Source organism: Pseudomonas lundensis (assembly GCF_002269125.1).
Classification (GTDB): Bacteria; Pseudomonadota; Gammaproteobacteria; order Pseudomonadales; family Pseudomonadaceae; genus Aquipseudomonas; species Aquipseudomonas lundensis_A.
In genome coordinates, this window is sequence record NZ_NQKI01000008.1 from 17,319 (window position 1) to 40,170 (window position 22,852).

The following is a 22,852-nucleotide window of genomic DNA, read 5'->3' on the forward strand; positions in this document are numbered from 1 at the left end:
CCTCTCCCGGTGGGAGAGGGTGAGCAACTTGTGAGGTGTGGTTTACAAACTGAAACGCGACACCATGCTGTTGAGGTCCACCGCCAAACGCGACAACTCATTGCTCGCTGAGTTGGTCTGGCTGGCACCGGTCGCGGATTGCACCGACAGGTCACGGATGTTGACCAGGTTGCGGTCCACTTCGCGGGCCACTTGGGCCTGTTCTTCGGCCGCACTGGCGATGACCAGGTTGCGCTCGTTGATTTCCACTACTGCCGTGTTGATGGTGTCCAGCGCCAGGCCCGCGCCTTTGGCAATGTTGAGCGTCGATTCGGCGCGTTCGGTGCTGTTGCGCATCGAGTCCACGGCCTGTTCGGTGCCGCCCTGAATGCTGCCGATCATGCGTTCGATTTCGCTGGTCGACTGCTGCGTACGGTGTGCCAGTGCGCGCACTTCGTCCGCCACGACCGCGAACCCGCGACCCGCTTCACCGGCGCGAGCCGCTTCGATGGCAGCGTTCAAGGCCAGCAGGTTGGTCTGATCGGCCAAACCGCGAATCACGTCCAGCACTTTGCCAATGTCACGCGATTCGGCGGCAAGGTTGCCAATCAGGGTGGCGGTGCTCTGCACATCGCCGCTCATGCGTTCGATGGCGCTGACGGTCTCTTGCACCAGGTCGCGGCCATCACCGGCCGATGCAGTGGCACTTTGCGAGGCTTCGGAGGTGCTGACGGCGTTACGTGCAACTTCTTCCACGGCGCTGGTCATTTCATTGACAGCGGTCGCGGCCTGTTCGATCTCGTTGTTCTGCTGGGTCAGGCCTTTGGCGCTTTCGGCCGTTACGCAGTTCAGCTCTTCAGCCGCAGAAGCCAATTGCGTGGCTGAGCCTGAAATCTGCTGCAGGGTATCGCGCAGTTTGCCTTGCATCTTGGCCATGGCGTGTAACAAACGACCCGCCTCATCGTTACCATCCGCTTTGATCGAGCGTGTGAGGTTGCCTTCGGCAATGGCCTCGGCCGCCTCCAGTGCCTGAGCGATTGGCTGGGTGATGCTGCGGGTCAGGAGCAGGGCGCACACGATGGTCAGGACTGTGGCCAGTAACAGCAAGAACACCACCAGCTTGATCGCGGCTGAATACATGTCGCTGGCATGCTGGTTGGCTTCAGTGATTTGCTGGCCATTAATGCGCATCAGGTTGTTGAGTTCTTTGTTGATCGCTTCGGAGTTTTCCAGCAGTTCAGTGTTGAGCAGTTCGCGCAATTGATCGACCTGGTCATTGCGCGAGTAGCTGCGCATGCGGTCTTGCAATTGCCCGTACTGAACCATCAGCTGTTTGTAACGATCGTACACAGCCTGTTCTTGAGGGCTGCTGATGTATTTCTCGTATTGCGTTTCGGCCACGCGGATCTCTTGATTGCGCAGGTCCAGCAGTTCCATGGTTTTTTGCTGTACCTCGGGCTCGCGGTTGATCAGCAAGCGGTACGACAACACACGCAGGCGCAATGCCAGTTGGGTGAACTCGTCCAGGTTCTGGATGCTCGGCACGCTATTGGTGCTGATGTCCTCGGCTGCAGAGCGGATCTGGCCCATCTGGAGCAGTGCGCCAGCCCCCAGAATCAGCATCAGCGTGCCGATCAGCGCAAACCCTAAAAAGGCGCGCGGAGCGATATTCATATTGCGTAAAGACATGATGTTTCCTGAGGGATGAGGCGCGGTCCGTGCGACGTCAATGCGGGGTGTATATGACCTATCGGTCATAAGACTAAAGTCTTGAATGCCGTCCGTGAAAATGTTGCGCCACAGGCTTTGCCGACCGGGGGCGGGAACCTAGTTGGCCTGCCACAGTCTTTAGGGGGCTAAATGAACGGCGCCCCTAGCTAAATCGGGCTTTGCGGCCTGAATAACCCTGGCTTAGAGGGTGACTTTTCTTTATCGTACGCGCCCTCTGAAACTGCTTGAGATCTTCCCCATGATTGAGTCATCCCTTAGCAAACTGGAACAACTGGTCAGCGACCTGGTTCAGCAAAAGCAAGAACTGCTGGACGCCAACACTCAACTGAGTGCTGAACTGGCCCAGGCCAAAGACGAAAACGAAAGCCTGCAACTGAGCCTGATGGAACAGGAAGAGAAGCAGGGCGCCACCGCAGCACGCATTCAGGCCCTGGTTGAGCGCGCGAGCGTGAGCCCTGTCAACGCATGAGCGTGGACAGAGACGGTGTAAATGTCGTCTCGATTCTGGGTAACGACTACACGATCAAGGCACCGGAAGGGGAGCAACAAACCCTGATGGCCGCCACCGTGATGTTGAAAGCCGCCCTGGCCGAAACGAAAAGAAAGTACCCGAGCCTGATCGGGGACAAACTGTTGGTGCTGGCAGCTTTGAATCTGTGTTCGCAACAGATTGAACTGCAACTGAGCCACAAACAGGAACTCGACCGTTATCAAGAGCAAGTCAGCGCCACGGTCGACGTGATAGAGCGAACACTCGGGCAATCCTGATTAATTCGCCATGCTGTGCAGCGTCGTTGCCCAGGCACGAGGCTGCGATCGACTGCACAGCAATCGCACCCCCCGCGCAGGCCGTCGGTATGAAGAGGCGCACGCCCCCCTCACACCGCTAACAGGGCTTAGCCCGCCATCACTTCGCGAATATCCGCCGCCAGTTCCCGTACCCGGGCTTCTTCGGTGTCCCACGAGCACATGAAACGGGCGCCGCCTTTGCCGATGAAGGTGTAGAAGCGCCAGCCCTTGGCGGTCAGCGCTGCCACGGCCGGTTCCGAGAGTTGCAGGAACACGCCATTGGCCTGCACCGGAAACATCAGCTCAACCCCGTCAATGTCACTCACCAGCTCGCACAGTAACTGCGCGCAGTGGTTGGCGTGTTTTGCGTGTTTGAGCCATGCGCCGTTTTCCAGCAAACCGACCCACGGCGCTGACAAAAAGCGCATTTTCGAGGCCAGTTGCCCGGCCTGTTTGCAGCGGTAATCGAAGTCCACTGCCAGATCGTGGTCGAAAAACAGGATCGCTTCGCCCACCGCCATGCCGTTTTTGGTCCCGCCAAAGCACAACACGTCCACGCCGGCTTTCCACGACAGCTCGGCAGGGGAGCAGCCCAGGTAGGCACAGGCATTGGAGAAACGCGCGCCGTCCATGTGCAGCAGCAGCCCCAGCTCTTTGCAGGTGGCGCTGATGGCGCGCACTTCGTCAGGGGTGTACACGCTGCCCACTTCGGTGGCCTGGGTGATGGTCACGACGCGGGGTTTGGGGTAGTGGATGTCTTTGCGTTTAAGGGCGATCTCGCGGATCGACTCGGGGGTGATCTTGCCGTTTTCGGTGCGCGCGATCAGCAGTTTGGAACCGTTGGAGAAGAACTCCGGGGCGCCGCATTCGTCGGTCTCGACGTGGGCGGTTTCGGAGCAGATCACGCTGTGGAAGCTCTGGCACAACGCCGACAGTGCCAGTGAGTTGGCCGCCGTACCGTTGAAGGCGAAGTACACCTCGCAGTCGGTTTCAAACAATTTGCGAAAGTCATCGGCTGCGCGCAGGGTCCATTGGTCGTCGCCGTAAGCGCGCTGATGGCCGTGATTGGCTTTTTCCATTGCAGACCAGACTTCAGGGCAGATACCGGAGTAGTTGTCGCTGGCGAATTGTTGGCTCTTATCAGTCATTTTCCGGTTCCAGGGTCGAAGTAATCGTGCACTTTAGCCAAGAATCCTGCGGGTGCACAGACACCGCTTAAGTGGCGGAAATCTCTTACACGAAAACCGGCGAAAGGCCGCTCTGCACTGTAGGGGCCGGGTGGCCGTGCGACATGCGTCACGGCCGCGAGCGCGAATCTCGCAGGCATGTCGTAAACGCACCATTGCGTGGCGTGCGTGGGCATTTGATCGCTGTGCGCCAGCCCTACCATCGGTCTCAAAGGGCAAGCCCTCACCCAGACCAAGGGCGCGCTGGCGCCGGGAGAACGCGATGTTCAGCAAGCAGGATCAAATTCAGGGATACGACGACGCTTTATTAGCGGCCATGAATGCCGAGGACCAGCGTCAGGAAGATCACATCGAACTCATCGCGTCCGAAAACTACACCAGCCAGCGTGTCATGCAGGCCCAGGGCAGCGGCCTGACCAACAAGTATGCCGAGGGTTATCCCGGCAAGCGTTACTACGGCGGCTGCCAGCATGTGGATAACGTCGAGCAACTGGCCATAGATCGCGCCAAACAGTTATTCGGCGCCGATTACGCCAACGTGCAGCCGCACTCGGGCAGCCAGGCCAACGCAGCGGTGTACCTGGCGTTGCTCAATGCAGGCGACACGGTGCTGGGCATGAGCCTGGCCCATGGTGGCCACCTGACGCACGGTGCCAGCGTGAGTTTCTCCGGCAAGCTCTACAACGCGGTGCAATACGGCATCAATACCGAAACGGGCTTGATCGACTACGACGAAGTGGAGCGGCTGGCGGTTGAGCATCAGCCAAAAATGGTCATTGCCGGATTTTCGGCCTACTCCAAAACCCTGGATTTCCCACGCTTTCGTCAGATAGCCGACAAGGTGGGCGCCTATTTGTTTGTCGACATGGCCCACGTCGCCGGTCTGGTGGCCGCTGGTGTGTACCCCAACCCGGTGCCATACGCCGACGTGGTGACCACCACCACCCACAAAACCCTGCGCGGGCCACGGGGCGGGCTGATTCTGGCCAAGGCCAATGAAGCGCTTGAGAAAAAGCTCAATTCGGCTGTGTTCCCCGGTGGTCAGGGCGGCCCGCTGATGCACGTGATTGCCGCCAAGGCCGTGTGCTTCAAAGAAGCCCTGGAGCCGGGTTTCAAAACCTATCAACAGCACGTGATCGACAACGCTCAGGCGATGGCCGATGTGTTTATCAAACGCGGCTATGACGTGGTCTCCGGCGGTACTGACAACCATTTGTTTCTGGTCAGCCTGATCCGCCAGGGCCTGACCGGCAAGGATGCCGATGCCGCGCTGGGCCGCGCCCATATCACGGTCAACAAGAACGCCGTGCCCAATGATCCGCAGTCGCCCTTTGTCACCTCGGGCCTGCGCATCGGCACCCCGGCGGTGACCACGCGCGGTTTCAAGGTGGCGCAATGCACGGAGCTGGCGGGCTGGATCTGCGACATCCTCGATCACCTCGGGGATGCCGACATTGAGGCGGACGTGGCACAGCAAGTGACGGCGCTGTGCAAAGACTTCCCGGTTTATCGCTGAGCGCGGTTTTGGAGTAAATCCTATGCAACGGTATTCAGGCTTCGGCCTTTTCAAGCACTCCCTCAGCCACCACGAAAACTGGCAGAAGATGTGGCGCACCCCCACGCCGAAAAAGGTGTACGACGTGGTCATCGTCGGTGGCGGCGGGCACGGTCTGGCCACGGCGTACTACTTGGCCAAGCAACACGGCATCACCAACGTGGCGGTGGTTGAAAAAGGCTGGCTGGGGGGCGGCAATACGGCGCGTAACACCACCATCGTGCGCTCCAACTATTTGTGGGACGAGTCGGCGCATTTGTATGAGCACGCGATGAAACTGTGGGAAGGCCTGTCCCAGGACCTCAACTACAACGTCATGTTCTCGCAACGGGGTGTGTACAACTTGTGTCACACCTTGCAAGACATGCGCGACTCGGAACGCCGGGTCAGTGCCAACCGCCTTAACGGGGTGGACGGTGAACTGCTTAACACGCAGCAAGTGGCCGATGAAATCCCGTACCTGGATTGCTCCAAAAACACCCGTTACCCGGTGCTGGGTGCCACGGTGCAGCGTCGCGGCGGGGTGGCACGTCACGATGCGGTGGCCTGGGGGTTTGCCCGGGCGGCCGATGCGCTGGGTGTGGACTTGATCCAGCAGACTGAAGTGCTGGGCTTTCGCAAGGAAAACGGCGTGTGTATCGGCGTCGAAACCAGCAAAGGCTTTATCGGTGCCAAACGCGTGGGCGTGGTCACGGCTGGCAACTCGGGGCACATGGCGCGTCAGGCCGGGTTCCGCCTGCCGATTGAGTCGCATCCGCTGCAAGCGCTGGTGTCCGAACCGATCAAGCCAATCATCGACAGCGTCATCATGTCCAACGCCGTGCACGGCTACATCAGCCAGTCCGACAAGGGCGACCTGGTGATCGGCGCGGGCATCGACGGCTGGGTCGGTTATGGCCAGCGCGGTTCCTACCCGGTGATCGAACACACGATTCAGGCGATTGTGGAAATGTTTCCCGTGTTGTCCCGCGTGCGCATGAACCGCCAGTGGGGCGGCATCGTCGACACCACGCCCGACGCATGCCCGATCATCTCCAAAACCCCGGTGCCCAACCTGTTTTTCAATTGCGGCTGGGGCACGGGCGGGTTCAAGGCCACGCCTGGCTCAGGCAACGTGTTTGCCGCCAGCCTGGCCAAGGGCGAGATGCACCCGCTTGCTGCCCCGTTTTCCCTCGAGCGTTTCCACAACGGCGCGCTGATTGACGAACACGGCGCTGCTGCCGTCGCTCACTAACAGGAGAAAAACCTATGTTGCATATCTTCTGTCCCCATTGCGGCGAGTTGCGCTCTGAAGAGGAATTCCACGCGTCCGGGCAGGCGCATATCCCGCGCCCGCTCGACCCCAATCGCTGCACCGATGCCGAGTGGGGCGATTACCTGTTCTTTCGCGACAACCCGCGCGGGCTGCACCACGAACTGTGGAACCACGTGGCCGGTTGCCGTCAGTTTTTCAACGCGACCCGTAACACCGTGACGTACGAAATTCTTGAAACGTATCGCATCGGCAGCCAGCCACAGTTCACTGAACAGTCGCCTGCGCCCGCCCCGACAACGGCCCCCCGCGAGCTGGGAGAAAAGGTATGAGTCAGACCCATCGCTTGGCCCATGGCGGCCGCGTCAATCGCAGCAACGTGCTGACCTTTACCTTTAACGGGCAAACCTATAAAGGCTACGAAGGCGACAGCCTGGCCGCTGCGCTGCTGGCCAATGGGGTGCACATCATCGGCCGTAGCTTCAAATACGCGCGGCCACGGGGCATTTATGCCGCAGGCGCCGAGGAGCCGAATGCCGTGCTGCAAATCGGCGCCACTGAGGCCACGCAAATCCCCAACGTGCGCGCCACGCAGCAAGCGTTGTATTCAGGGTTGGTCGCCACCAGCACCAATGGTTGGCCCAACGTGAACACCGACATGATGGGCATTCTGGGCAAGGTCGGCGGCACGCTGATGCCGCCAGGGTTCTACTACAAAACCTTCATGTACCCGAAGTCGTTCTGGATGACCTACGAGAAGTACATTCGCAAAGCGGCCGGGCTCGGCCGTTCACCGACGCAAAACGACCCCGACACCTACGACTACATGAACCGCCACTGCGACGTGTTGATTGTCGGCGCCGGGCCTGCGGGGCTGGCGGCAGCATTGGCGGCGGCGCGCAGTGGCGCCCGGGTGATCGTGGCCGATGAGCAGGAAGAGTTCGGCGGCAGCTTGCTCGACAGCCGTGAAAGCCTCGATGGCAAACCGGCCATGGACTGGGTCGCCAGCGTGGTGGCCGAGCTTGGCGGCATGCCGGACGTGGTGCTGTTGCCGCGCGCCACGGTCAATGGCTACCACGATCACAACTTCCTGACGATTCATGAGCGCCTGACCGATCACCTGGGCGACCGTGCGCCGATTGGCCAGGTACGCCAGCGCATTCACCGGGTGCGGGCCAAGCGCGTGGTGCTGGCCACGGGGGCCTGCGAACGGCCGCTGGTGTATGGCAATAACGACGTGCCGGGCAACATGCTGGCCGGTGCCGTGTCCACCTACGTGCGTCGTTACGGCGTGGCGCCGGGGCGCAAATTGTTGCTGAGTACCAACAACGACCATGCCTATCGCGTGGCGCTGGACTGGCTCGACGCCAGCCTGCCGGTGGTGGCCATTGCCGATGCCCGCAGTAACCCGCGTGGTGCGCTGGTGGAAGAAGCGCGTGCCAAAGGCATCCGTATTCTGACCGGCAGCGCCGTGATTGAAGCGCGGGGCAGCAAACACGTCACCGGCGCCCGCGTGGCGGCGATCGACCTCACCGCCCACAGCGTCACCAGCCCCGGCGAGATGCTCGATTGCGACCTGATTGCCAGCTCAGGCGGCTACAGCCCGGTGGTGCACTTGGCGTCGCACTTGGGCGGCAAACCGATCTGGCGCGAAGACATCCTCGGGTTTGTGCCCGGTGACGCACCGCAAAAACGCGTGTGCGTAGGCGGCATCAATGGCGTCTACCGCTTGGGCGACAGCCTGGCCGATGGCTTTGAAGGGGGCGTGCGAGCGGCCAGTGAAGCCGGGTTCAAGGCCGTTGAAGGCACATTGCCCAAAGCCCTCCTGACCTACGAAGAACCCACACTGGCGTTGTTTCACGTGCCCCACGAAAAAGGCACGGCACGGGCGCCGAAACAATTTGTCGACCTGCAAAACGACGTCACGGCGGCGGCCATCGAATTGGCCACCCGCGAAGGGTTTGAGTCGGTCGAGCATGTCAAACGCTACACCGCGCTGGGTTTTGGCACCGACCAGGGCAAGCTCGGCAACGTCAACGGGCTGGCCATCGCGGCGCGTTCGCTGAACGTCAGCATCCCGCAAATGGGCACGACCATGTTTCGCCCCAACTACACGCCCGTAACCTTCGGTGCGGTGGCGGGGCGTCACTGCGGGCACATTTTCGAGCCCGTGCGCTACACCGCGTTGCAGGCGTGGCACGTCAAACAGGGCGCAGCCTTTGAAGACGTCGGGCAGTGGAAGCGGCCGTGGTACTTCCCGCGGCCCGGCGAAGACCTGCACGCCGCGGTCAAGCGCGAGTGCCAGGCCGTGCGCGACAGCGTCGGTCTGCTGGATGCCTCGACACTTGGCAAAATCGACATTCAGGGGCCGGACGCGCGGGAGTTCCTCAACCGCATCTACACCAACGCCTGGACCAAACTGGACGTGGGCAAGGCGCGCTACGGGCTGATGTGCAAAGAAGACGGCATGGTCTTCGACGACGGCGTGACCGCTTGCCTGGCGGACAACCACTTTGTGATGACCACCACCACGGGCGGCGCGGCGCGTGTGCTGCAATGGCTGGAGTTGTACCAACAGACCGAATGGCCAGAGCTGAAGGTGTACTTCACCTCGGTCACTGACCATTACGCGACCCTGACCTTGTCCGGCCCCAACAGCCGCAAGCTGCTGAGTGAGGTGACCGACATCGACCTGGACCGCGACGCCTTCCCGTTCATGAGCTGGAAAGAAGGCCAGGTGGCAGGCGTACCGGCGCGGGTATTCCGTATTTCGTTTACCGGCGAGCTGTCGTACGAGGTGAACATCCAGGCCGACTACGCCATGGGCGTGCTGGAAAAAATCGTCGAGGCGGGCAAACAGTACAACCTGACCCCCTACGGCACAGAAACCATGCACGTATTGCGTGCCGAGAAGGGCTTCATCATCGTCGGCCAGGACACGGACGGCTCGATGACCCCCGACGACCTCAACATGGGCTGGTGCGTGGGCCGTAACAAGCCGTTCTCATGGATCGGCTGGCGCGGCATGAACCGCGAAGACTGCGTGCGCGACGCACGCAAACAACTGGTAGGGCTCAAGCCGGTCGACCCCACCCAATGGCTGCCTGAAGGGGCGCAGCTGGTGTTCGACCCCAAACAGGCCATTCCCATGAGCATGGTTGGCCATGTGACCTCCAGTTACACCTGCGGCTCGCTGGGGTACTCATTCGCCATGGGCGTGGTCAAGGACGGCCTCAAGCGCATGGGCGAACGGGTCTTTGCCCCGTTGGCCGATGGCAGCGTGATCGAAGCACAAATCGTGTCTTCGGTGTTTTTCGACCCCAAAGGCGAACGGCAGAATATTTGATGGGTGATCTCATGACGAGCGCAAACGTATACCAACAGCGTCCGGATTCGGGCGCCAAAGCCGAGTCATCCTTGCATCACGCCCGGTTGTCGGCACTCATCGGCAAGGGGCGGCAGAACCCCGGTGTCACCGTGCGCGAGAAAAAACTGTTGGGCCACCTGACCCTGCGGGGCGATGCCCGGGACCCGGCGTTCAGCGAGGGCGTGCACAAAGCGCTGGGCATTGAACTGCCAGTCGCGTTGAGCCTGGTGGCCAAAGGCGAAACGTCCCTGCAATGGATGGGCCCGGACGAATGGCTGCTGATCGTGCCCGGCGGTGAAGAATTCAGCGTCGAGCAGGCTTTGCGTGAGGCCCTCGCGGGGCAGCACATTGCGGTGGTGAACGTCAGCGGCGGGCAGCAACTGCTGGAACTGCGCGGGCCGCACGTACGCGACGTGTTGATGAAGTCCACCAGCTACGACGTCCACCCTGACAACTTCCCGGTGGGCAAGGCGGTGGGCACGGTGTTTGCGAAGTCGCAGCTGGTGATCCGGCATACGGGCGAAGACACGTGGGAGCTGCTCATCCGCCGCAGTTTTTCGGACTATTGGTGGCTATGGTTGCAGGATGCCGCGGCGCAATATGGGCTGAGTGTTGAGGCCTGAGTCACGGCTGGCCCCCACCCTGGCCCTCTCGCGCAGGGCCAGGGTGGTGGTTGTCACATTAAAACAATAAGGATTCCCCATGAGCCGCGCCCCTGACACCTGGATCCTCACCGCCGATTGCCCCAGCAAACTGGGTACCGTCGACGCCGTGACCCGTCACCTGTTTGAACACCAGTGTTACGTCACCGAGCACCATTCCTTCGACGATCAACGTTCCGGCCGGTTCTTCATACGGGTTGAATTCCGCCAGCCCGATGACTTTGACGAACGCAGTTTTCGCGGCGGGTTGGCGGATCGTGGCCAAGCCTTCGGCATGGCCTTCGAACTCACCCCGCCGCATTACCGCCCCAAAGTGCTGATTATGGTGTCCAAGTCCGACCACTGCCTGAACGACTTGCTGTACCGCCAGCGTATCGGGCAATTGTCGATGGACGTGGTGGCCGTGGTTTCCAACCACCCGGACCTGGCGCCGCTGGCCCAATGGCACGGTATCGCGTATCACCATTTTGCCCTCGACCCCGACGACAAACCCGCGCAAGAAGCCCGTGTCTGGCAAGTGATCGAAGACACCGGCGCCGAATTGGTGATTCTTGCGCGCTACATGCAAGTGCTCTCGCCCGAGTTGTGCCGCAAGCTGGATGGCAAGGCGATCAACATTCACCACTCGCTACTGCCGGGTTTCAAAGGCGCCAAGCCATATCATCAGGCTTACGAAAAGGGCGTGAAACTGGTGGGCGCCACTGCGCACTACATCAACAACGACCTCGATGAGGGCCCGATCATCGCTCAGGGCGTCGAGGCCGTGGACCACAGTTACTACCCCGAAGACCTGATTGCCAAAGGCCGCGACATTGAGGCCCAGACATTGGCCCGGGGTGTGGGCTATCACATTGAACGGCGCGTTTTCCTAAATGGAGGTCGTACCGTGGTGCTGTGACGTGCCAGTGCCAACTAAGCTGCAAGCAGATCGGCTTGCGGCTGGCCGGTCACCCCATTCAATAACAACAAGGGTGAACACGATGGCTGACAATCGCGGTGTGGTGTACCTGGGCAATGGCCAGGTAGAAGTGCAATCCATTCCTTTCCCCAAGATGCAAAACCCTCAAGGCAAACCGATTCACCATGGCGTGATCCTGCGTGTGGTGTCGACTAACATTTGCGGCTCTGACCAGCACATGGTGCGCGGCCGTACCACGGCGCAAACCGGTCTGGTACTGGGGCACGAAATTACCGGCGAGGTGATTGAAGCCGGGCGTGACGTGGAGCATTTGAAGGTCGGGGATTTGGTGTCGGTGCCGTTTAACGTGGCGTGCGGGCGGTGCCGCAGTTGCAAAGAGCAAAACACCGGCGTGTGCCTGACCGTCAACCCGGCCCGTCCCGGCGGTGCTTATGGTTACGTGGACATGGGCGACTGGGTCGGCGGTCAGGCTGAATATGTATTGGTCCCTTATGCGGATTTCAACCTGCTCAAACTCCCGAACCGCGACGCCGCGATGGAGAAAATCCGCGACCTGACCTGCCTCTCCGACATCCTGCCCACCGGTTACCACGGCGCCGTCACGGCGGGCGTCGGCCCCGGCAGCACGGTCTACATTGCGGGCGCAGGGCCGGTTGGGCTCGCCGCTGCGGCATCCGCGCGCCTGCTGGGCGCTGCTGTGGTGATTGTCGGGGACGTGAACCCGATTCGCTTGGCCCACGCCAAGGCGCAGGGCTTTGAAATTGCCGACCTGTCCATGGACACCCCGTTGCATGAACAGATCGCGGCGTTGCTGGGCGAGCCTGAAGTGGATTGCGCGGTTGATGCGGTGGGCTTTGAAGCCCGGGGGCATGGGCATGACGGCGTCAAACACGAAGCCCCGGCCACCGTGCTGAACTCACTGATGGGGGTGGTGCGGGTGGCGGGCAAAATCGGTATTCCGGGCCTGTACGTCACCGAAGACCCGGGTGCTGTGGATGCCGCCGCGAAAATGGGCAGCCTGAGCATTCGCTTTGGACTGGGCTGGGCCAAGTCCCACAGCTTTCACACCGGACAAACACCGGTGATGAAATACAACCGCCAATTGATGCAAGCGATCATGTGGGACCGGATCAAAATTGCCGACATCGTCGGGGTCGAAGTGATTAGCCTGGACGATGCACCTCGCGGCTACGGGGAGTTTGATGCGGGCGTGCCGAAGAAGTTTGTGATTGATCCGCATCGGTTATTTAGTGCGGTGTAAAACGTTAAGTGGCACGCTCTCTAGTGCAGGGTGCCACTTAAGCTTGAATGAACGTTGGTGTTTTACTGTGACTTTCGAATGGAGTTTATATAGGATTTAAATTGATCGGGCTTAGCGGCTAATATTACTGTTTTATAGTAGTTGGGTGGTGGTTCGTAGGGGGGAGGAGGACCCATATATATTTCGGGCGCTACTGATCTTGATGAGGATGAGGATAAGCGTGGGGTTGAGGTGGAAGAAGGCGCATTTATTGTCGGCCCATTAAGGGAGTTATGAAGGTTAAGGAAATGTTGTACATCCTCACGTGCTTGGATGCCTTCTGGGGAATATATATTTCCACGTCTTTCCAGTCTGGGATGGCGTCTACCAGTAAACGCATCTTCCCCGGTGTCAAGAGGAGCGTTCTGTTCAAAAGGCAGTGGGCGTGTCGATAAAATATCATCCAGATTTGTTGCGCGCGCTCTGGCTTGTTTCATTACCCGCGAGGATACTCTTCCCATGAATATGTTTTGGAACGCTTTAACAAGGTTAGGGATTTTTATAGGGAAATGACCGTCCTGGTCTATAGTGTTTGGCGCATTATTATCAAATGCGGCATATGCATTAATCCCCCCCTTTGCGAACGGGCTCCAGCTGTCCGGGCTATTAAACCGCATTAACACCGGGTTATAGGCTCGATACCCCTTGCCCAATAAATAATGGCCAGTCACGGCTTCGGGGCGTTCGCCGTTGAAAGCCAGTAGCCGGGTGATGCCATTTTCCACCGGGTGATGACCAAACGGGGTATAGGCGCACGCGTGTGTGCCTGCCGCGCTGACGTGTTGCAGCACCGATGTTTTCTGGTCGGTTGCAAGTAAGGTGGTAGCTTGCCCTTGTTGCACGGCCAGGGGTTGTACGTCGAACGCCATGAAGCGGCGGGCATTTGTTCCTTCAATTTCAGTGGCAATGCGCTCGTTTTGATAAAACCGGCGCGTGGTGTTGCTGATTATCAGGCGATTCAGTGGGTCGTACTGGTAATTGCCTTGAGGGGCGTGGGGGGGCTTTTTCATCGTTGTTCCCAAATGAGTGGTTGAAAACGATTTCAGCATCCACATGCTTTCGGGAGTTGCATAGCTGGCAGAAGTAATAGGTCGGCGGAGGGCCCGCGCACCTTCAAACGCAGCCGTGTTTGGCGTTTTAGCCGTGCCAGGGTATACGGATTTATCCCAGCCCGTGGACGAGGCCTCATGAGGGGGCGTCGAAGAAGTTTGTGATGAACCCACATGGGTTGTTGAGGGTATTTGACTGAATGGGCCCCAAGGATACAAATCGTATCCTTGGGGTTGATAAGCCACAGGGGACTTAAAAACGAACTTCTCGGACAGTTTAAGTTGCAATTCTGATGTTGCGATTTTCTATGACTATTTCTAAATTATTTTGTGCATCACGCAAAAGTTTAATGGCTTTATTTCTCTGTGTGCGTGCATTATTACGAATATGGCTATCCATGTTCATTTGATGTCTGGTTAGGGTCGCGCGAACATAGCCTTGTTGCATGTGTTCTGCGGCTGCACGTCGTGGTTGACTTATAAAGTTACCCCTGTACGGTGTATAGCCAGCACGTGCATTGAGTTTATTGAATTGTTTGGTTATTTTCTCTGCGCGCTTGACGTTGGTGGCGGCTTGTTTTACTAGCGCACTGTTAGATAATGAAGAGGGTTTAATGTCGAAGTTCATGGGCGCACTCAATGCATCGATCGACCCTAAAGTTTTTAAGTAAAGCGATGTGGTTTGCGCATTTGTTCTTTCTGTAGTTCTAATTATTTTAAACGCTCTTAGAACAGGTTTTGCCCATTGCCATACGTGCCCAGTGGGATCTTGCATCATTACAGGGTCTGTACAATACGCATACGCATTACCCCCCCCCCTCCCCAAACGGGCTCCAGCTGTCCGGGCTATTAAACCGCATTAACACCGGGTTATAGGCTCGATACCCCTTGCCCAATAAATAATGGCCAGTCACGGCTTCGGGGAGTTCGCCATTGAAAGCCAGTAGCCGGGTGATGCCATTTTCGGTCGGGTGATGGCCATAGGGGGTATAGGCACACGCCTGTGTGCCTGTTGCACTGACGTGTTGCAGCACCGAGGTTTGCAGGTCGGTGGCCATCAGGGTAGTGGCTTGCCCTTGTTGTACGGCCAGGGGTTGAGCGTCGAACGCCACAAAGCGACGGGTATTGGTTCCTTCAATTTCAGTGGCAATGCGCTCGTTTTGATAAAACCGACGCGTGGTGTTGCTGCTGCTCAGGCGATCCAGTGCATCGTACTGGTAACTGCCTGGTAGGGAGCGAGGGGGCTTTTTCATCGTTGTTCCCGAATGAGTGGTTGAACACGCTTTGAGCATCCACACGCTTTCAGGGGTTGTATAGCTGGCAGAAATGCTAGGTTTGCAGCGCCCATAGCCGGGCACTGCGTGAGTCGCGGCCCGTACTGACTCAGGTTGAGACGTGCAAACGCCGGCCCAGCACGTCGAGCAGGTCGCAGCCGTCGCGCAGTAAGAGGGCGCACGCGTGGGCCAACTGTTTGAGGTCGATGCTGTCAGTGTGGTGGGGGTCGAGCCGCTCAAGGCTTTCAAGCACTTGGGTGGCGGCCAGAATGCGCGCGGCGGCGTTGGCGTGCAGTACGTCGGGCGGGCTTTGGGCGTCTATTAGCAGGCTGGGGATCAGGCAGTCGATGGCGGTCAGCGGGATGTAGCGGTTCATGGGCAATGCTCTTTGTGTGTTTGATTTAACCCCACCTAATCGTCGCCAAACGACTAGGTGGCAGCTGCGCGCAGGTTGGCGAACCGGAAACACACCACCGGCAGACCCGAAGGTCTCCCACGCGCAGCTGCCATAAAGCAGCATTGCGGGTGCAAAAAGTCCTGCAAGTAAACAAGAGTTTTCGCATGGTGGTAAACAGGTCGCCAAACCTGGTCGTCATTGGGACGACGAGCGGACTATAAGCCGCTGGCCCGCCACCGGCAAACCTCAATTGCTGTAGGCATTGGCACTTTTCCATTAAGCTTGCCAACCGTTGAACCGGCCACAGGCATTGGGAACAACGGCCTTGGGTAGGGGTCTTACACACAGTTTCACTGCTCCGCCGGGAGTGGTCTTTGGCTTTTAAGAGGTGGATGCAATGAAGAAGTTGAGCGGCGTAGCACTGGCAACATTGATGACCGTGGCCGCGAGCCCGGTGTTTGCAGGAGGCTTTAGCCTGAACGATGCCGCGGGCATTTTGAATCAGGTTCAGGGCGGCAACAGCGCAAAGTCCGAGCAGACCGTTCAGGCCCTGGACCTGCTGGCTAAAGCCCAGCAGATGGGTGTTAAGCCTGAGCAGGCAGCAGGTGGCGTGGGCGCGATGTTGAGCCTGGCCAAAAACCAGCTCACCCCCAATGATTACACGGCCTTGACGCAGCAAGTGCCGGGCATCAACAAAGTCACCGGGGCCGGTGCCTTGGCCCAACTGAGCCAGTTCAGCGCCAAGAACCCGCAGCTTCAAGCCCTGGTCGGCCAGATCAACCCGGTCAGCAATGATGCCAAAGTGGCCGTGAGCAACGTGACGAATCAATCGCAGCTCAACAGCGCGTTCAAAGCGCTGGGCATGGAGAGCAGCAAGGTTCAGCAATTCGCGCCGTTGATCACCCAGTACCTTGGCCAACAGGGCGTATCCAGCCCGCTGTTGACCACGCTGAGTACGCTGTGGGGTATCTAAAGGTCAGCTGCGCTCGGCACGCAAGGTGCTGATGCGCTGGTCCTTCTTGATCCAGAGCTGGTTGACCCAGCTCTGGACAACCTCGCGAAACACCGGGTCGTTTTCGTAATCCCCCTGCCACAAGGCCGGGTCCAGCTCACGGGTCTGGATGTCGACAATCACCTTGGGCACCTGCCCGCTGATCAAGTCCCAAAACCCCGGAATTTTGGCCTGTGGGTACACCACGGTCACATCGAGTACGGCATCCAGCTGTTCACCCATCGCCGCCAGCACAAACGCCACACCGCCCGCCTTGGGCTTGAGCAGGTAGGTATAGGGCGAGTGTTGCAGGGCGCTTTTGGCCGGGGTGAAGCGCGTGCCTTCCAGGTAATTGACCACCGTCACCGGCTGGCGCTTGAACAGTTCGCAGGCGGCGCGGGTGATCTTCAAGTCTTGGCCTTTAAGTTCGGGGTGTTTGGCCAGAAACGCTTTGGAATAGCGTTTCATGAACGGGTAATCGAGCGCCCACCAGGCCAGTCCCAGAAACGGCACCCAGATCAGTTCCTTCTTTAAAAAGAATTTGAAGAACGGCGTGCGGCGATTCAGGCCCTGCATCAACGCCGGGATATCGACCCATGATTGATGGTTGCTGATCACCAGATAGGAGGTGTTGCGGCTCAAACCCTCGGCGCCACGGATGTCCCAGTGCGTTGGCAGGCACAAGGCGAAAATGCGTTTGTCGATTTCGGACCACGTCTCAGCGATCCACATGACCGCCCGCGAGTTGTAATCGCGCAAACGCCCCGGCGAGATGAGCTTGAGCAACGCAAACAGCATCAGCGGACCAAACAGAATCAGGGTGTTGCACAGCAACAGGAGCGTGACCAGACAGCCGGTGAGCAGGCGGCGCATAAGCAACTCTTGACGATTTGAGGGTCGCCAATGATAAGCAGCACGCCGCAGAACGCCAAATTGGAGTGTGGACAAATGTTTCACACACGATGAAATAGGCTGCGCCCACACCCGAAAACGTGTAGCCGTTAACGGGCTGCGCGAGATCGCAAACCTCTATGCTCAATGACTGCCAGCCCGTTGCTTGCGGGAACCCAGGCGCAAACCGGGGTCTAACCCGCAACCTCCACAGGAAACCGCCACTATGAAATCCGTTTTCGTTTTGTTGTCCGTACTGGCTTTGCCGGTGATGGCTGCCGAGCCCACGCTCTACGGGCGCTATGAATACATCAAGCTCCCGGAAATCGGTGAAACCTTGCAGGCCAAGATGGACACGGGCGCGCTGACGGCGTCGTTGTCGGCCAAGAACATCGAAACCTTCACCCGCGATGGCGAGCCATGGGTGCGTTTCCAGCTTGCGACCAAAGGCGCGAGTGACAAGGTGTACGAGCACAAAGTGGCGCGCATCAGCAAAATCAAAAGCCGCGCTGATGAGGACGACGACAAGGAAGAGCCCGCGAGCGCCAAGCGCCCGGTGGTCGACCTTGAAATGTGCCTGGGTAACGTCAAGCGCACCGTGGAGGTCAACCTGACCGACCGCAGCAGTTTCAACTACCCGCTGCTGATCGGCGCCAAGGCACTCAGGGAATTTGGCGCGGCGGTCAACCCGGCGCGTCGGTATACGGCCGATAAGCCGGAGTGTTAAACCGGTCGCGTGGCGAGCATTGAGGGGCGCTGGCTGACCTCGGCATACCACACCGTCAACTGCGGGTTGGGCGTGCGCCAGTCAACGTCGGGCAGGCGCAGGTCAAGATAAGCCAGCGCGCAGGCCAAGCTAATGGCCGCAATATCAAAGTGGCTGGCCAGTTCGGCCATGGCGCCCTGTTCGAGTGAGTTCAACGCGCGCAAGATTTTGTCGCGTTGGGCTGTCATCCATTGCTGCCACTGCTTCTCGGCCGGCCGCAATCCGCGCTCGTAACGGATCAACACCGCCGCGTCCATGATCCCGTCGGCCGTGGACGCCAGTGTCAGGCGCCGCCATCGGGGCGAGCCGCCGGGTGGGATCAACGGGTTGCCCACGTGCTGTTGGTCGAGGTAATCGAGAATCACACGGCTGTCATGAATCACCGAGCCGTCGGCCAACTGCAAAGCGGGCACTTTGCCTAATGGGTTGGCCTTGTTGAACGTATCGTCGGGTGCGGTGGGCGAGAGCGTTACGGGGTGCAAGGTGACACGCGTTTGTTGACCGGTTTCGTGCAGCAATACCAGCACCTTGCGCCCAAACGGCGAAGCCACGTGGGAAAAGAGGGTCATGCTCGGGGTGGACATGGCGGGGTCTCTAACGAGTGGAAGTGAGCTCAGCCTAGACATTGACCGGGCAGGGTGCCAGATAACCATGCCGTCAGGATTAACCACTGCCCATTACGGCTTAACCCGGCGAGTGCCTATGCAGCGATCTGGCCGGGTTTTGCACGTGTGCACGCCTTAGTTCGCGTCAGGGTTCCGGATTGCTTTGAGGGTCGAGGCAGGCCTCGGAGGGCTTCAGCTCATTAATAAAGGTCCTAACGGGCAGGCGGATACTCTCAGAACGAATAGGGTTTAGACCGCTCATCGGACAGCGCGCCATTCACCGCTTAAGCAACCCGCGCGCGCTGATCCACACCGGTATGCCCAGGCCTATCCAGCTCAACACGTCCCACGCCCCGTCGTCCAGCAACGCGCTGAACAGGCCCATGGCGCTGAGCACGCCGATGGTCAGCGGCACGGAGAACACTTTCCAGAAATTCGACTGGCGCGGCTTCATCGGGCGTTCTCCTTCGCGGCGTTGCGGCGCACCCACCACAGGTACAAGCCGCTGCCCAGGACGATGATGGTCAGCAGGTCGAGGGCCGCCCAGAGTATTTTCATCGGCATACCGCCGTAGTCCCCGAAGTGCAACGGTTGGGACATGCCCATGGCGTCCATGTACCACGGGCGCGTACCCACCGCCGTCACCTTCAGGGTGCTGGCGTCGATCAACACCGGCGTGAGCAAGTGGGAGGTCAGGTGCGTGCTGCCTTTCATGAATACCGCGTAATGGTGCTCGCTGGAGAAACGCGTGCCGGGGAAGGCGATGAAGTCCGGGCGCATGCCGGGGGCGGCGGTGGCGGCGATGTCCAGCAGGTGCGTGGCCGGGGCCAGTTGGGTCAAGGGCGGCGCATTGCGGTAGGGCTGGACCATGGCCGTGAGGCTTTCGGTGCGCCAGGCGGCAATGATCAAGTCGGCGCAGGCGCTTATTACACCCGTGACGCCGACCACCAAGGCCCAGGTCAGCGTCACGACGCCAATCAGGTTGTGCAGGTCGAGCCAGCGCAGGCGCGTGGATTTTTCGGTGCGCACCGTGGCGAAGGTGTGGCGGCGCATGAACGGCAGGTACAACACAGCGCCCGAGACAATCGCCAGCACGAACACAACCCCCATGAACGCCAGCAACAGCTTGCCCGGCAGCCCGGCAAACATGTCCACGTGCAGGCGCAGCATGACCATCATGATCCCGCCATTGGCCGACGGCATTTCCAGAGCTTCGCCGGTGCGGGCGTCGAGCATGAAGGTGTGCGAGGAATTGGGCTCGGTGCCCGCCGTGGCAGCCATGATGGCGATCACCGCGTTGGGTTCATCGTCTTCACTGCCGAAGTACTGCATGACCTCCCCGGGCCGGTGTGCCTCGGCGGCCTTGACCAGCTGTTGCAGGTTCAGGCGCGGGGTATCGGCGGGCATCTCCCGCAGTTGCGGGCTATTGCCCAACAGGTGATCGATTTCGTGATGAAAAATCAGCGGCAAACCGGTCAGCGCCAGCAACAGCAAAAATGCGGTGCAAATCAGGCTGGTCCACGTGTGGATAAAGGACCAGCGACGGATGGTTTTGCTTTTCATGACATTCCAAAAATGACGCAGGCTGCGAGGGGTCGCCGGGCAGCCCGTTTATCGAGACTTCAGCCCGGTGAGGGCGGGCGAGGTGATTAGAACTCCAGCTGCGCCGAGAACTGTACGGTACGCGGATCACCCAGGTAGTGGCTGTTGAGCCAGTAGTCTTTGTTGGCCAGGTTGCTGACGTTCATGCGCAAGGTCAGGTCGTTCTGCGAGACCTTCATGCGGTAGCGCGCGCCGGCGTCAAACGTGGTGAACGAGGGCAATTGGTAGTCATTGGCTTCGTCGGTGTATTGCTTGCCGGTGTAGAACGCACCGCCGGTCAGCGCCAGGCCGGGCACCGCGTTGATGTCGTACTCGGCGTAGACCTTGGCCAGTTGCTTGGCCACGTCGACCGGTGCATTGCCGTCGTTGGCCTTGACGTTGGCGTCTTTGATTTTCGGGTCCAGCAGGGTGAAGCCGCCGACCACGGTCAGTTCGGGCGTGACCTTACCCGTCACGCTGAACTCCAGGCCGTTGTTCACCTGTTTGCCGCTTTCGCTGTAGACCATTGACTCATTCAGAAAGCCATTGGGCTTTTCGATGTTGAACAGCGCAAGGGTGAGCAAGGTTTCGCCCACCGTCGCTTTGGCGCCCACTTCGTATTGCTTGCTGACTTGCGGCGCGAAAATTTCGCCCACGTTGATGGCGTTGTACGGCGCCGTGCCGCCCGCCTGCAACCCTTCGATGTACGTGGCGTAAGTGGTCAGCCAGGGCACGGGCTTGTAGATCAACGACACGCTGGGGGAGGTTTTCGTGGCGTCGTAACGGGTTTTCTTGTCCGTGGCGGAGTACACGAAGTCATTGGCGTAGGACTTTATCTGGGTGCGGGTGACCCCCAGGATGCTCGACCATTGATCGTTGAAGGTGATGATGTCGCCGATCAGGACGTTGTTGGTCTCGGTCGTGTTGGCCAACCGCTGTTTGCCATGCCCGATGGAATACGAAGGTTTGCCCACTTGCTCGGCGGTTCCGAACGGCAGGGGGCCGCCGCCGACATCGGCATACTGAATGCCTGCTGGCGGGATGTGATCCTCGTACATGCGCACGCGGGCGTTGTTGCCTTGATAACCGAGGGTCATCTGGTGGCCGATAGCGCCCGTGTTGAAGGCGGCGTCGAGGAACAGATACCCGGAGTTTTCCTGGTGCTCGATGGGCGCGAAGGCGTACAGCGGTTGGGTGTAAACACCGGCGCTGGACACGGTCGGCCCGGTGTAGGTGTTTTCTTCGGTGAATTGTTGCGCGGCGAAGGCGGCTCGCAGGGTGAAGGTGTCGTTCAAGCGCCATTTGGCGCGAACGCCGCCCTTGTCGGTTTCGTTGTCCGAGAACGACCAGCGCTGGCTGTACAGTTTGTCGTTATCCAGCACCGAGGCCCGTGGGCGCAGCGCTTGATCGCTGAAATACCAGTAACTGGTCAAACCGCGCACTTGGGTCTTTTTATGCGAGGCGTCGAACTGGATTTGCAGGTCGTCGCTGACGTTCCAGTCCACAGCGAGGCTGATCAACTCGCGGCGACGTTTCTGCATGTCGATGGCGGTTTCGCCATCTTGGGTCAGCAGGTTCAAGCGATAGGCGAACTGGCCTTCGTCGTCGAGCTTGCCGCCGAAATCGCCGTGCAGGTAATAGTTATCCCCGCCCGCATTGCCCAGCGTCACGCTGCGGTACGTGTGGTAGGTGGGGCGCTTGAGCACGTAGTTGACCAGGCCACCGGGCGACGCAGGCCCGTACAGAAACCCGGTAAGGCCGGTGACGACCTCCAGTTGTTCGGTTTCTTCGAGGAAGTTACCGGCGTCGGCCAGGGTCGAAAACCGCAGGCCGTCGTTGGCAATGCTCAAGTTGCCCGGTGCGCTGAACCCCCGGATGTTCACGGCACTGGCATAACCCGCCCCTGTGGGAGAAAACACCTGGGTGAAGGGGTTGCGTTTAAACACGTCATCCAGCGAAGTGGCTTGCGTATTTTTCAGAAAGTCCTGAGAGGTCACGCTCATGGAATAGGGCGCGTCTTGCAGTTTCATCCCGCCCAACGCGCCGACATTGTTGACGTTTTCACTGACATAACCTGCCGCCTCGGACCCTTCGGCCACGGCCGTGGCGTTGATGTTCACATCGCCCAGGGTCAGGGTGCCTTCTTCAATAGGGAGCAGGGTGTACGCGCCGCTGCCAGTTTGTTGCAACTGCAACCCGCTGCCTTGCAACGCCTCGCGCAACGCCGTGGTCGGTTCAAACTGGCCGTTGACGGGCGCCGAGGTTTTGCCTGCCAACAAGGACGCGTCGATGGCCAGCGTGATCCCGGCCTGACTGGCGATCTGGTTCAGGGTCGAGGCCAGCGGCCCGGCGGGCAGGTTGTAACTGCGGGCGGTGGTGCTGTATTCGGCAGCCATCAGCACGCTGCTGGTCAACGGAACACTGAACGCAATAGCGACGGCTAGCAGGCTGGGGCGCAATAACGTGTCGAGGGTACGGGACATTCGGCAAATTCCTGAATGGAAATGTTTCTCAATGCCTGTATGCCGAACGAGGGTTAAAAAGTGATAGGGCTCAA

General features: G+C 59.5%; 22 protein-coding genes and 1 pseudogene. 11 read left to right on the forward strand and 12 right to left on the reverse strand.

The window, feature by feature from the left end; all coding sequences use genetic code 11:
* Positions 1-42: 42 nt before the first annotated feature.
* Positions 43-915, reverse strand: coding sequence for a methyl-accepting chemotaxis protein (locus CJF39_RS23635; protein WP_432760234.1), 873 nt, complete (start codon positions 913-915; stop codon positions 43-45).
* Positions 898-1,737, reverse strand: a pseudogene (locus tag CJF39_RS23640) (MCP four helix bundle domain-containing protein); the annotation flags it as partial. The gene CJF39_RS23635 and the pseudogene CJF39_RS23640, both read right to left, overlap by 18 nt.
* A 211-nt stretch (positions 1,738-1,948) precedes the next feature.
* Between CJF39_RS23640 and CJF39_RS07105 the strand changes: the two are divergent.
* Both CJF39_RS07105 and CJF39_RS07110 read left to right on the forward strand, forming a co-directional pair.
* On the forward strand, positions 1,949-2,179 hold the full coding sequence (locus tag CJF39_RS07105) for a hypothetical protein (protein WP_094992767.1): 231 nt from the start codon (positions 1,949-1,951) through the stop codon (positions 2,177-2,179).
* Positions 2,176-2,478, forward strand: a complete 303-nt coding sequence (locus CJF39_RS07110; protein WP_047278128.1) for a cell division protein ZapA — start codon at positions 2,176-2,178, stop codon at positions 2,476-2,478. Before CJF39_RS07105 ends, CJF39_RS07110 begins: the two co-directional genes overlap by 4 nt.
* 128 nt (positions 2,479-2,606) lie before the next feature.
* On the opposite strand, the gene CJF39_RS07115 is transcribed toward CJF39_RS07110, so the two are convergent.
* Positions 2,607-3,647: a threonine aldolase family protein gene (locus CJF39_RS07115; protein ID WP_094992768.1), complete on the reverse strand. Its 1,041-nt coding sequence runs from the start codon at positions 3,645-3,647 to the stop codon at positions 2,607-2,609.
* A gap of 301 nt (positions 3,648-3,948) precedes the next feature.
* Here CJF39_RS07115 and glyA point away from each other — a divergent pair, with 301 nt between their 5' ends.
* From glyA to fdhA, 7 genes are all read left to right on the forward strand, one after another.
* Entirely contained in the window at positions 3,949-5,202 is a 1,254-nt protein-coding gene (gene glyA / locus CJF39_RS07120) for a serine hydroxymethyltransferase (RefSeq protein WP_094992769.1), read from the forward strand.
* Positions 5,203-5,224: 22 nt separating this feature from the next.
* Entirely contained in the window at positions 5,225-6,475 is a 1,251-nt protein-coding gene (locus CJF39_RS07125; protein ID WP_094992770.1) for a sarcosine oxidase subunit beta family protein, read from the forward strand.
* A 14-nt stretch (positions 6,476-6,489) separates the two neighbouring features.
* Positions 6,490-6,825, forward strand: a complete 336-nt coding sequence (locus tag CJF39_RS07130; RefSeq protein ID WP_094992771.1) for a sarcosine oxidase subunit delta — start codon at positions 6,490-6,492, stop codon at positions 6,823-6,825.
* Positions 6,822-9,839 (forward strand): sarcosine oxidase subunit alpha, encoded by a 3,018-nt coding sequence (locus CJF39_RS07135; protein WP_094992772.1) that lies wholly within the window; start codon positions 6,822-6,824, stop codon positions 9,837-9,839. Before CJF39_RS07130 ends, CJF39_RS07135 begins: the two co-directional genes overlap by 4 nt.
* 11 nt (positions 9,840-9,850) lie before the next feature.
* Positions 9,851-10,483 (forward strand): sarcosine oxidase subunit gamma, encoded by a 633-nt coding sequence (locus CJF39_RS07140; RefSeq protein ID WP_094992873.1) that lies wholly within the window; start codon positions 9,851-9,853, stop codon positions 10,481-10,483.
* A gap of 79 nt (positions 10,484-10,562) precedes the next feature.
* The gene (purU, locus tag CJF39_RS07145) at positions 10,563-11,420 is read left to right on the forward strand and encodes a formyltetrahydrofolate deformylase (protein ID WP_094992773.1); all 858 of its coding nucleotides are present in this window, start codon (positions 10,563-10,565) and stop codon (positions 11,418-11,420) included.
* Positions 11,421-11,502: 82 nt separating this feature from the next.
* On the forward strand, positions 11,503-12,702 hold the full coding sequence (gene fdhA, locus CJF39_RS07150) for a formaldehyde dehydrogenase, glutathione-independent (RefSeq protein WP_094992774.1): 1,200 nt from the start codon (positions 11,503-11,505) through the stop codon (positions 12,700-12,702).
* A 62-nt stretch (positions 12,703-12,764) separates the two neighbouring features.
* On the opposite strand, the gene CJF39_RS07155 is transcribed toward fdhA, so the two are convergent.
* From CJF39_RS07155 to CJF39_RS07165, 4 genes are all read right to left on the reverse strand, one after another.
* Positions 12,765-13,751: an RHS repeat-associated core domain-containing protein gene (locus CJF39_RS07155; RefSeq protein ID WP_094992775.1), complete on the reverse strand. Its 987-nt coding sequence runs from the start codon at positions 13,749-13,751 to the stop codon at positions 12,765-12,767.
* 316 nt (positions 13,752-14,067) lie between these two features.
* Positions 14,068-14,568 (reverse strand): hypothetical protein, encoded by a 501-nt coding sequence (locus CJF39_RS23285; RefSeq protein WP_249275334.1) that lies wholly within the window; start codon positions 14,566-14,568, stop codon positions 14,068-14,070.
* A gap of 28 nt (positions 14,569-14,596) precedes the next feature.
* Positions 14,597-15,043, reverse strand: a complete 447-nt coding sequence (locus tag CJF39_RS23290; RefSeq protein ID WP_249275335.1) for an RHS repeat-associated core domain-containing protein — start codon at positions 15,041-15,043, stop codon at positions 14,597-14,599.
* A 130-nt stretch (positions 15,044-15,173) separates the two neighbouring features.
* Positions 15,174-15,440 carry a short-chain dehydrogenase gene (locus tag CJF39_RS07165; RefSeq protein ID WP_094992776.1) on the reverse strand — a complete coding sequence of 89 codons (267 nt, stop codon included), beginning with the start codon at positions 15,438-15,440 and terminating at the stop codon, positions 15,174-15,176.
* A gap of 418 nt (positions 15,441-15,858) precedes the next feature.
* On the opposite strand from CJF39_RS07165, the gene CJF39_RS07170 reads away from it, so the two are divergent.
* Positions 15,859-16,434: a DUF2780 domain-containing protein gene (locus CJF39_RS07170; RefSeq protein WP_094992777.1), complete on the forward strand. Its 576-nt coding sequence runs from the start codon at positions 15,859-15,861 to the stop codon at positions 16,432-16,434.
* Positions 16,435-16,437: 3 nt separating this feature from the next.
* Here CJF39_RS07170 and CJF39_RS07175 read toward each other — a convergent pair whose 3' ends face one another.
* Positions 16,438-17,325: an acyltransferase gene (locus CJF39_RS07175; protein ID WP_094992778.1), complete on the reverse strand. Its 888-nt coding sequence runs from the start codon at positions 17,323-17,325 to the stop codon at positions 16,438-16,440.
* Between the two features lie 244 nt (positions 17,326-17,569).
* On the opposite strand from CJF39_RS07175, the gene CJF39_RS07180 reads away from it, so the two are divergent.
* A complete protein-coding gene (locus CJF39_RS07180; protein WP_094992779.1) occupies positions 17,570-18,070 on the forward strand; it encodes an ATP-dependent zinc protease family protein in 501 nt (166 codons plus the stop codon).
* On the opposite strand, the gene CJF39_RS07185 is transcribed toward CJF39_RS07180, so the two are convergent.
* From CJF39_RS07185 to CJF39_RS07200, 4 genes are all read right to left on the reverse strand, one after another.
* On the reverse strand, positions 18,067-18,693 hold the full coding sequence (locus CJF39_RS07185; RefSeq protein WP_094992780.1) for a glutathione S-transferase family protein: 627 nt from the start codon (positions 18,691-18,693) through the stop codon (positions 18,067-18,069). The two genes, CJF39_RS07180 and CJF39_RS07185, sit on opposite strands and share 4 nt — an antisense overlap.
* A gap of 298 nt (positions 18,694-18,991) precedes the next feature.
* On the reverse strand, positions 18,992-19,168 hold the full coding sequence (locus tag CJF39_RS22970; protein WP_094992781.1) for a hypothetical protein: 177 nt from the start codon (positions 19,166-19,168) through the stop codon (positions 18,992-18,994).
* On the reverse strand, positions 19,165-20,277 hold the full coding sequence (locus CJF39_RS07195; RefSeq protein ID WP_094992782.1) for a PepSY-associated TM helix domain-containing protein: 1,113 nt from the start codon (positions 20,275-20,277) through the stop codon (positions 19,165-19,167). The genes CJF39_RS22970 and CJF39_RS07195 overlap by 4 nt, the downstream gene beginning before the upstream one ends.
* Positions 20,278-20,363: 86 nt before the next feature.
* Positions 20,364-22,778, reverse strand: a complete 2,415-nt coding sequence (locus CJF39_RS07200) for a TonB-dependent receptor (RefSeq protein ID WP_094992783.1) — start codon at positions 22,776-22,778, stop codon at positions 20,364-20,366.
* Between the last annotated feature and the right edge of the window lie 74 nt (positions 22,779-22,852).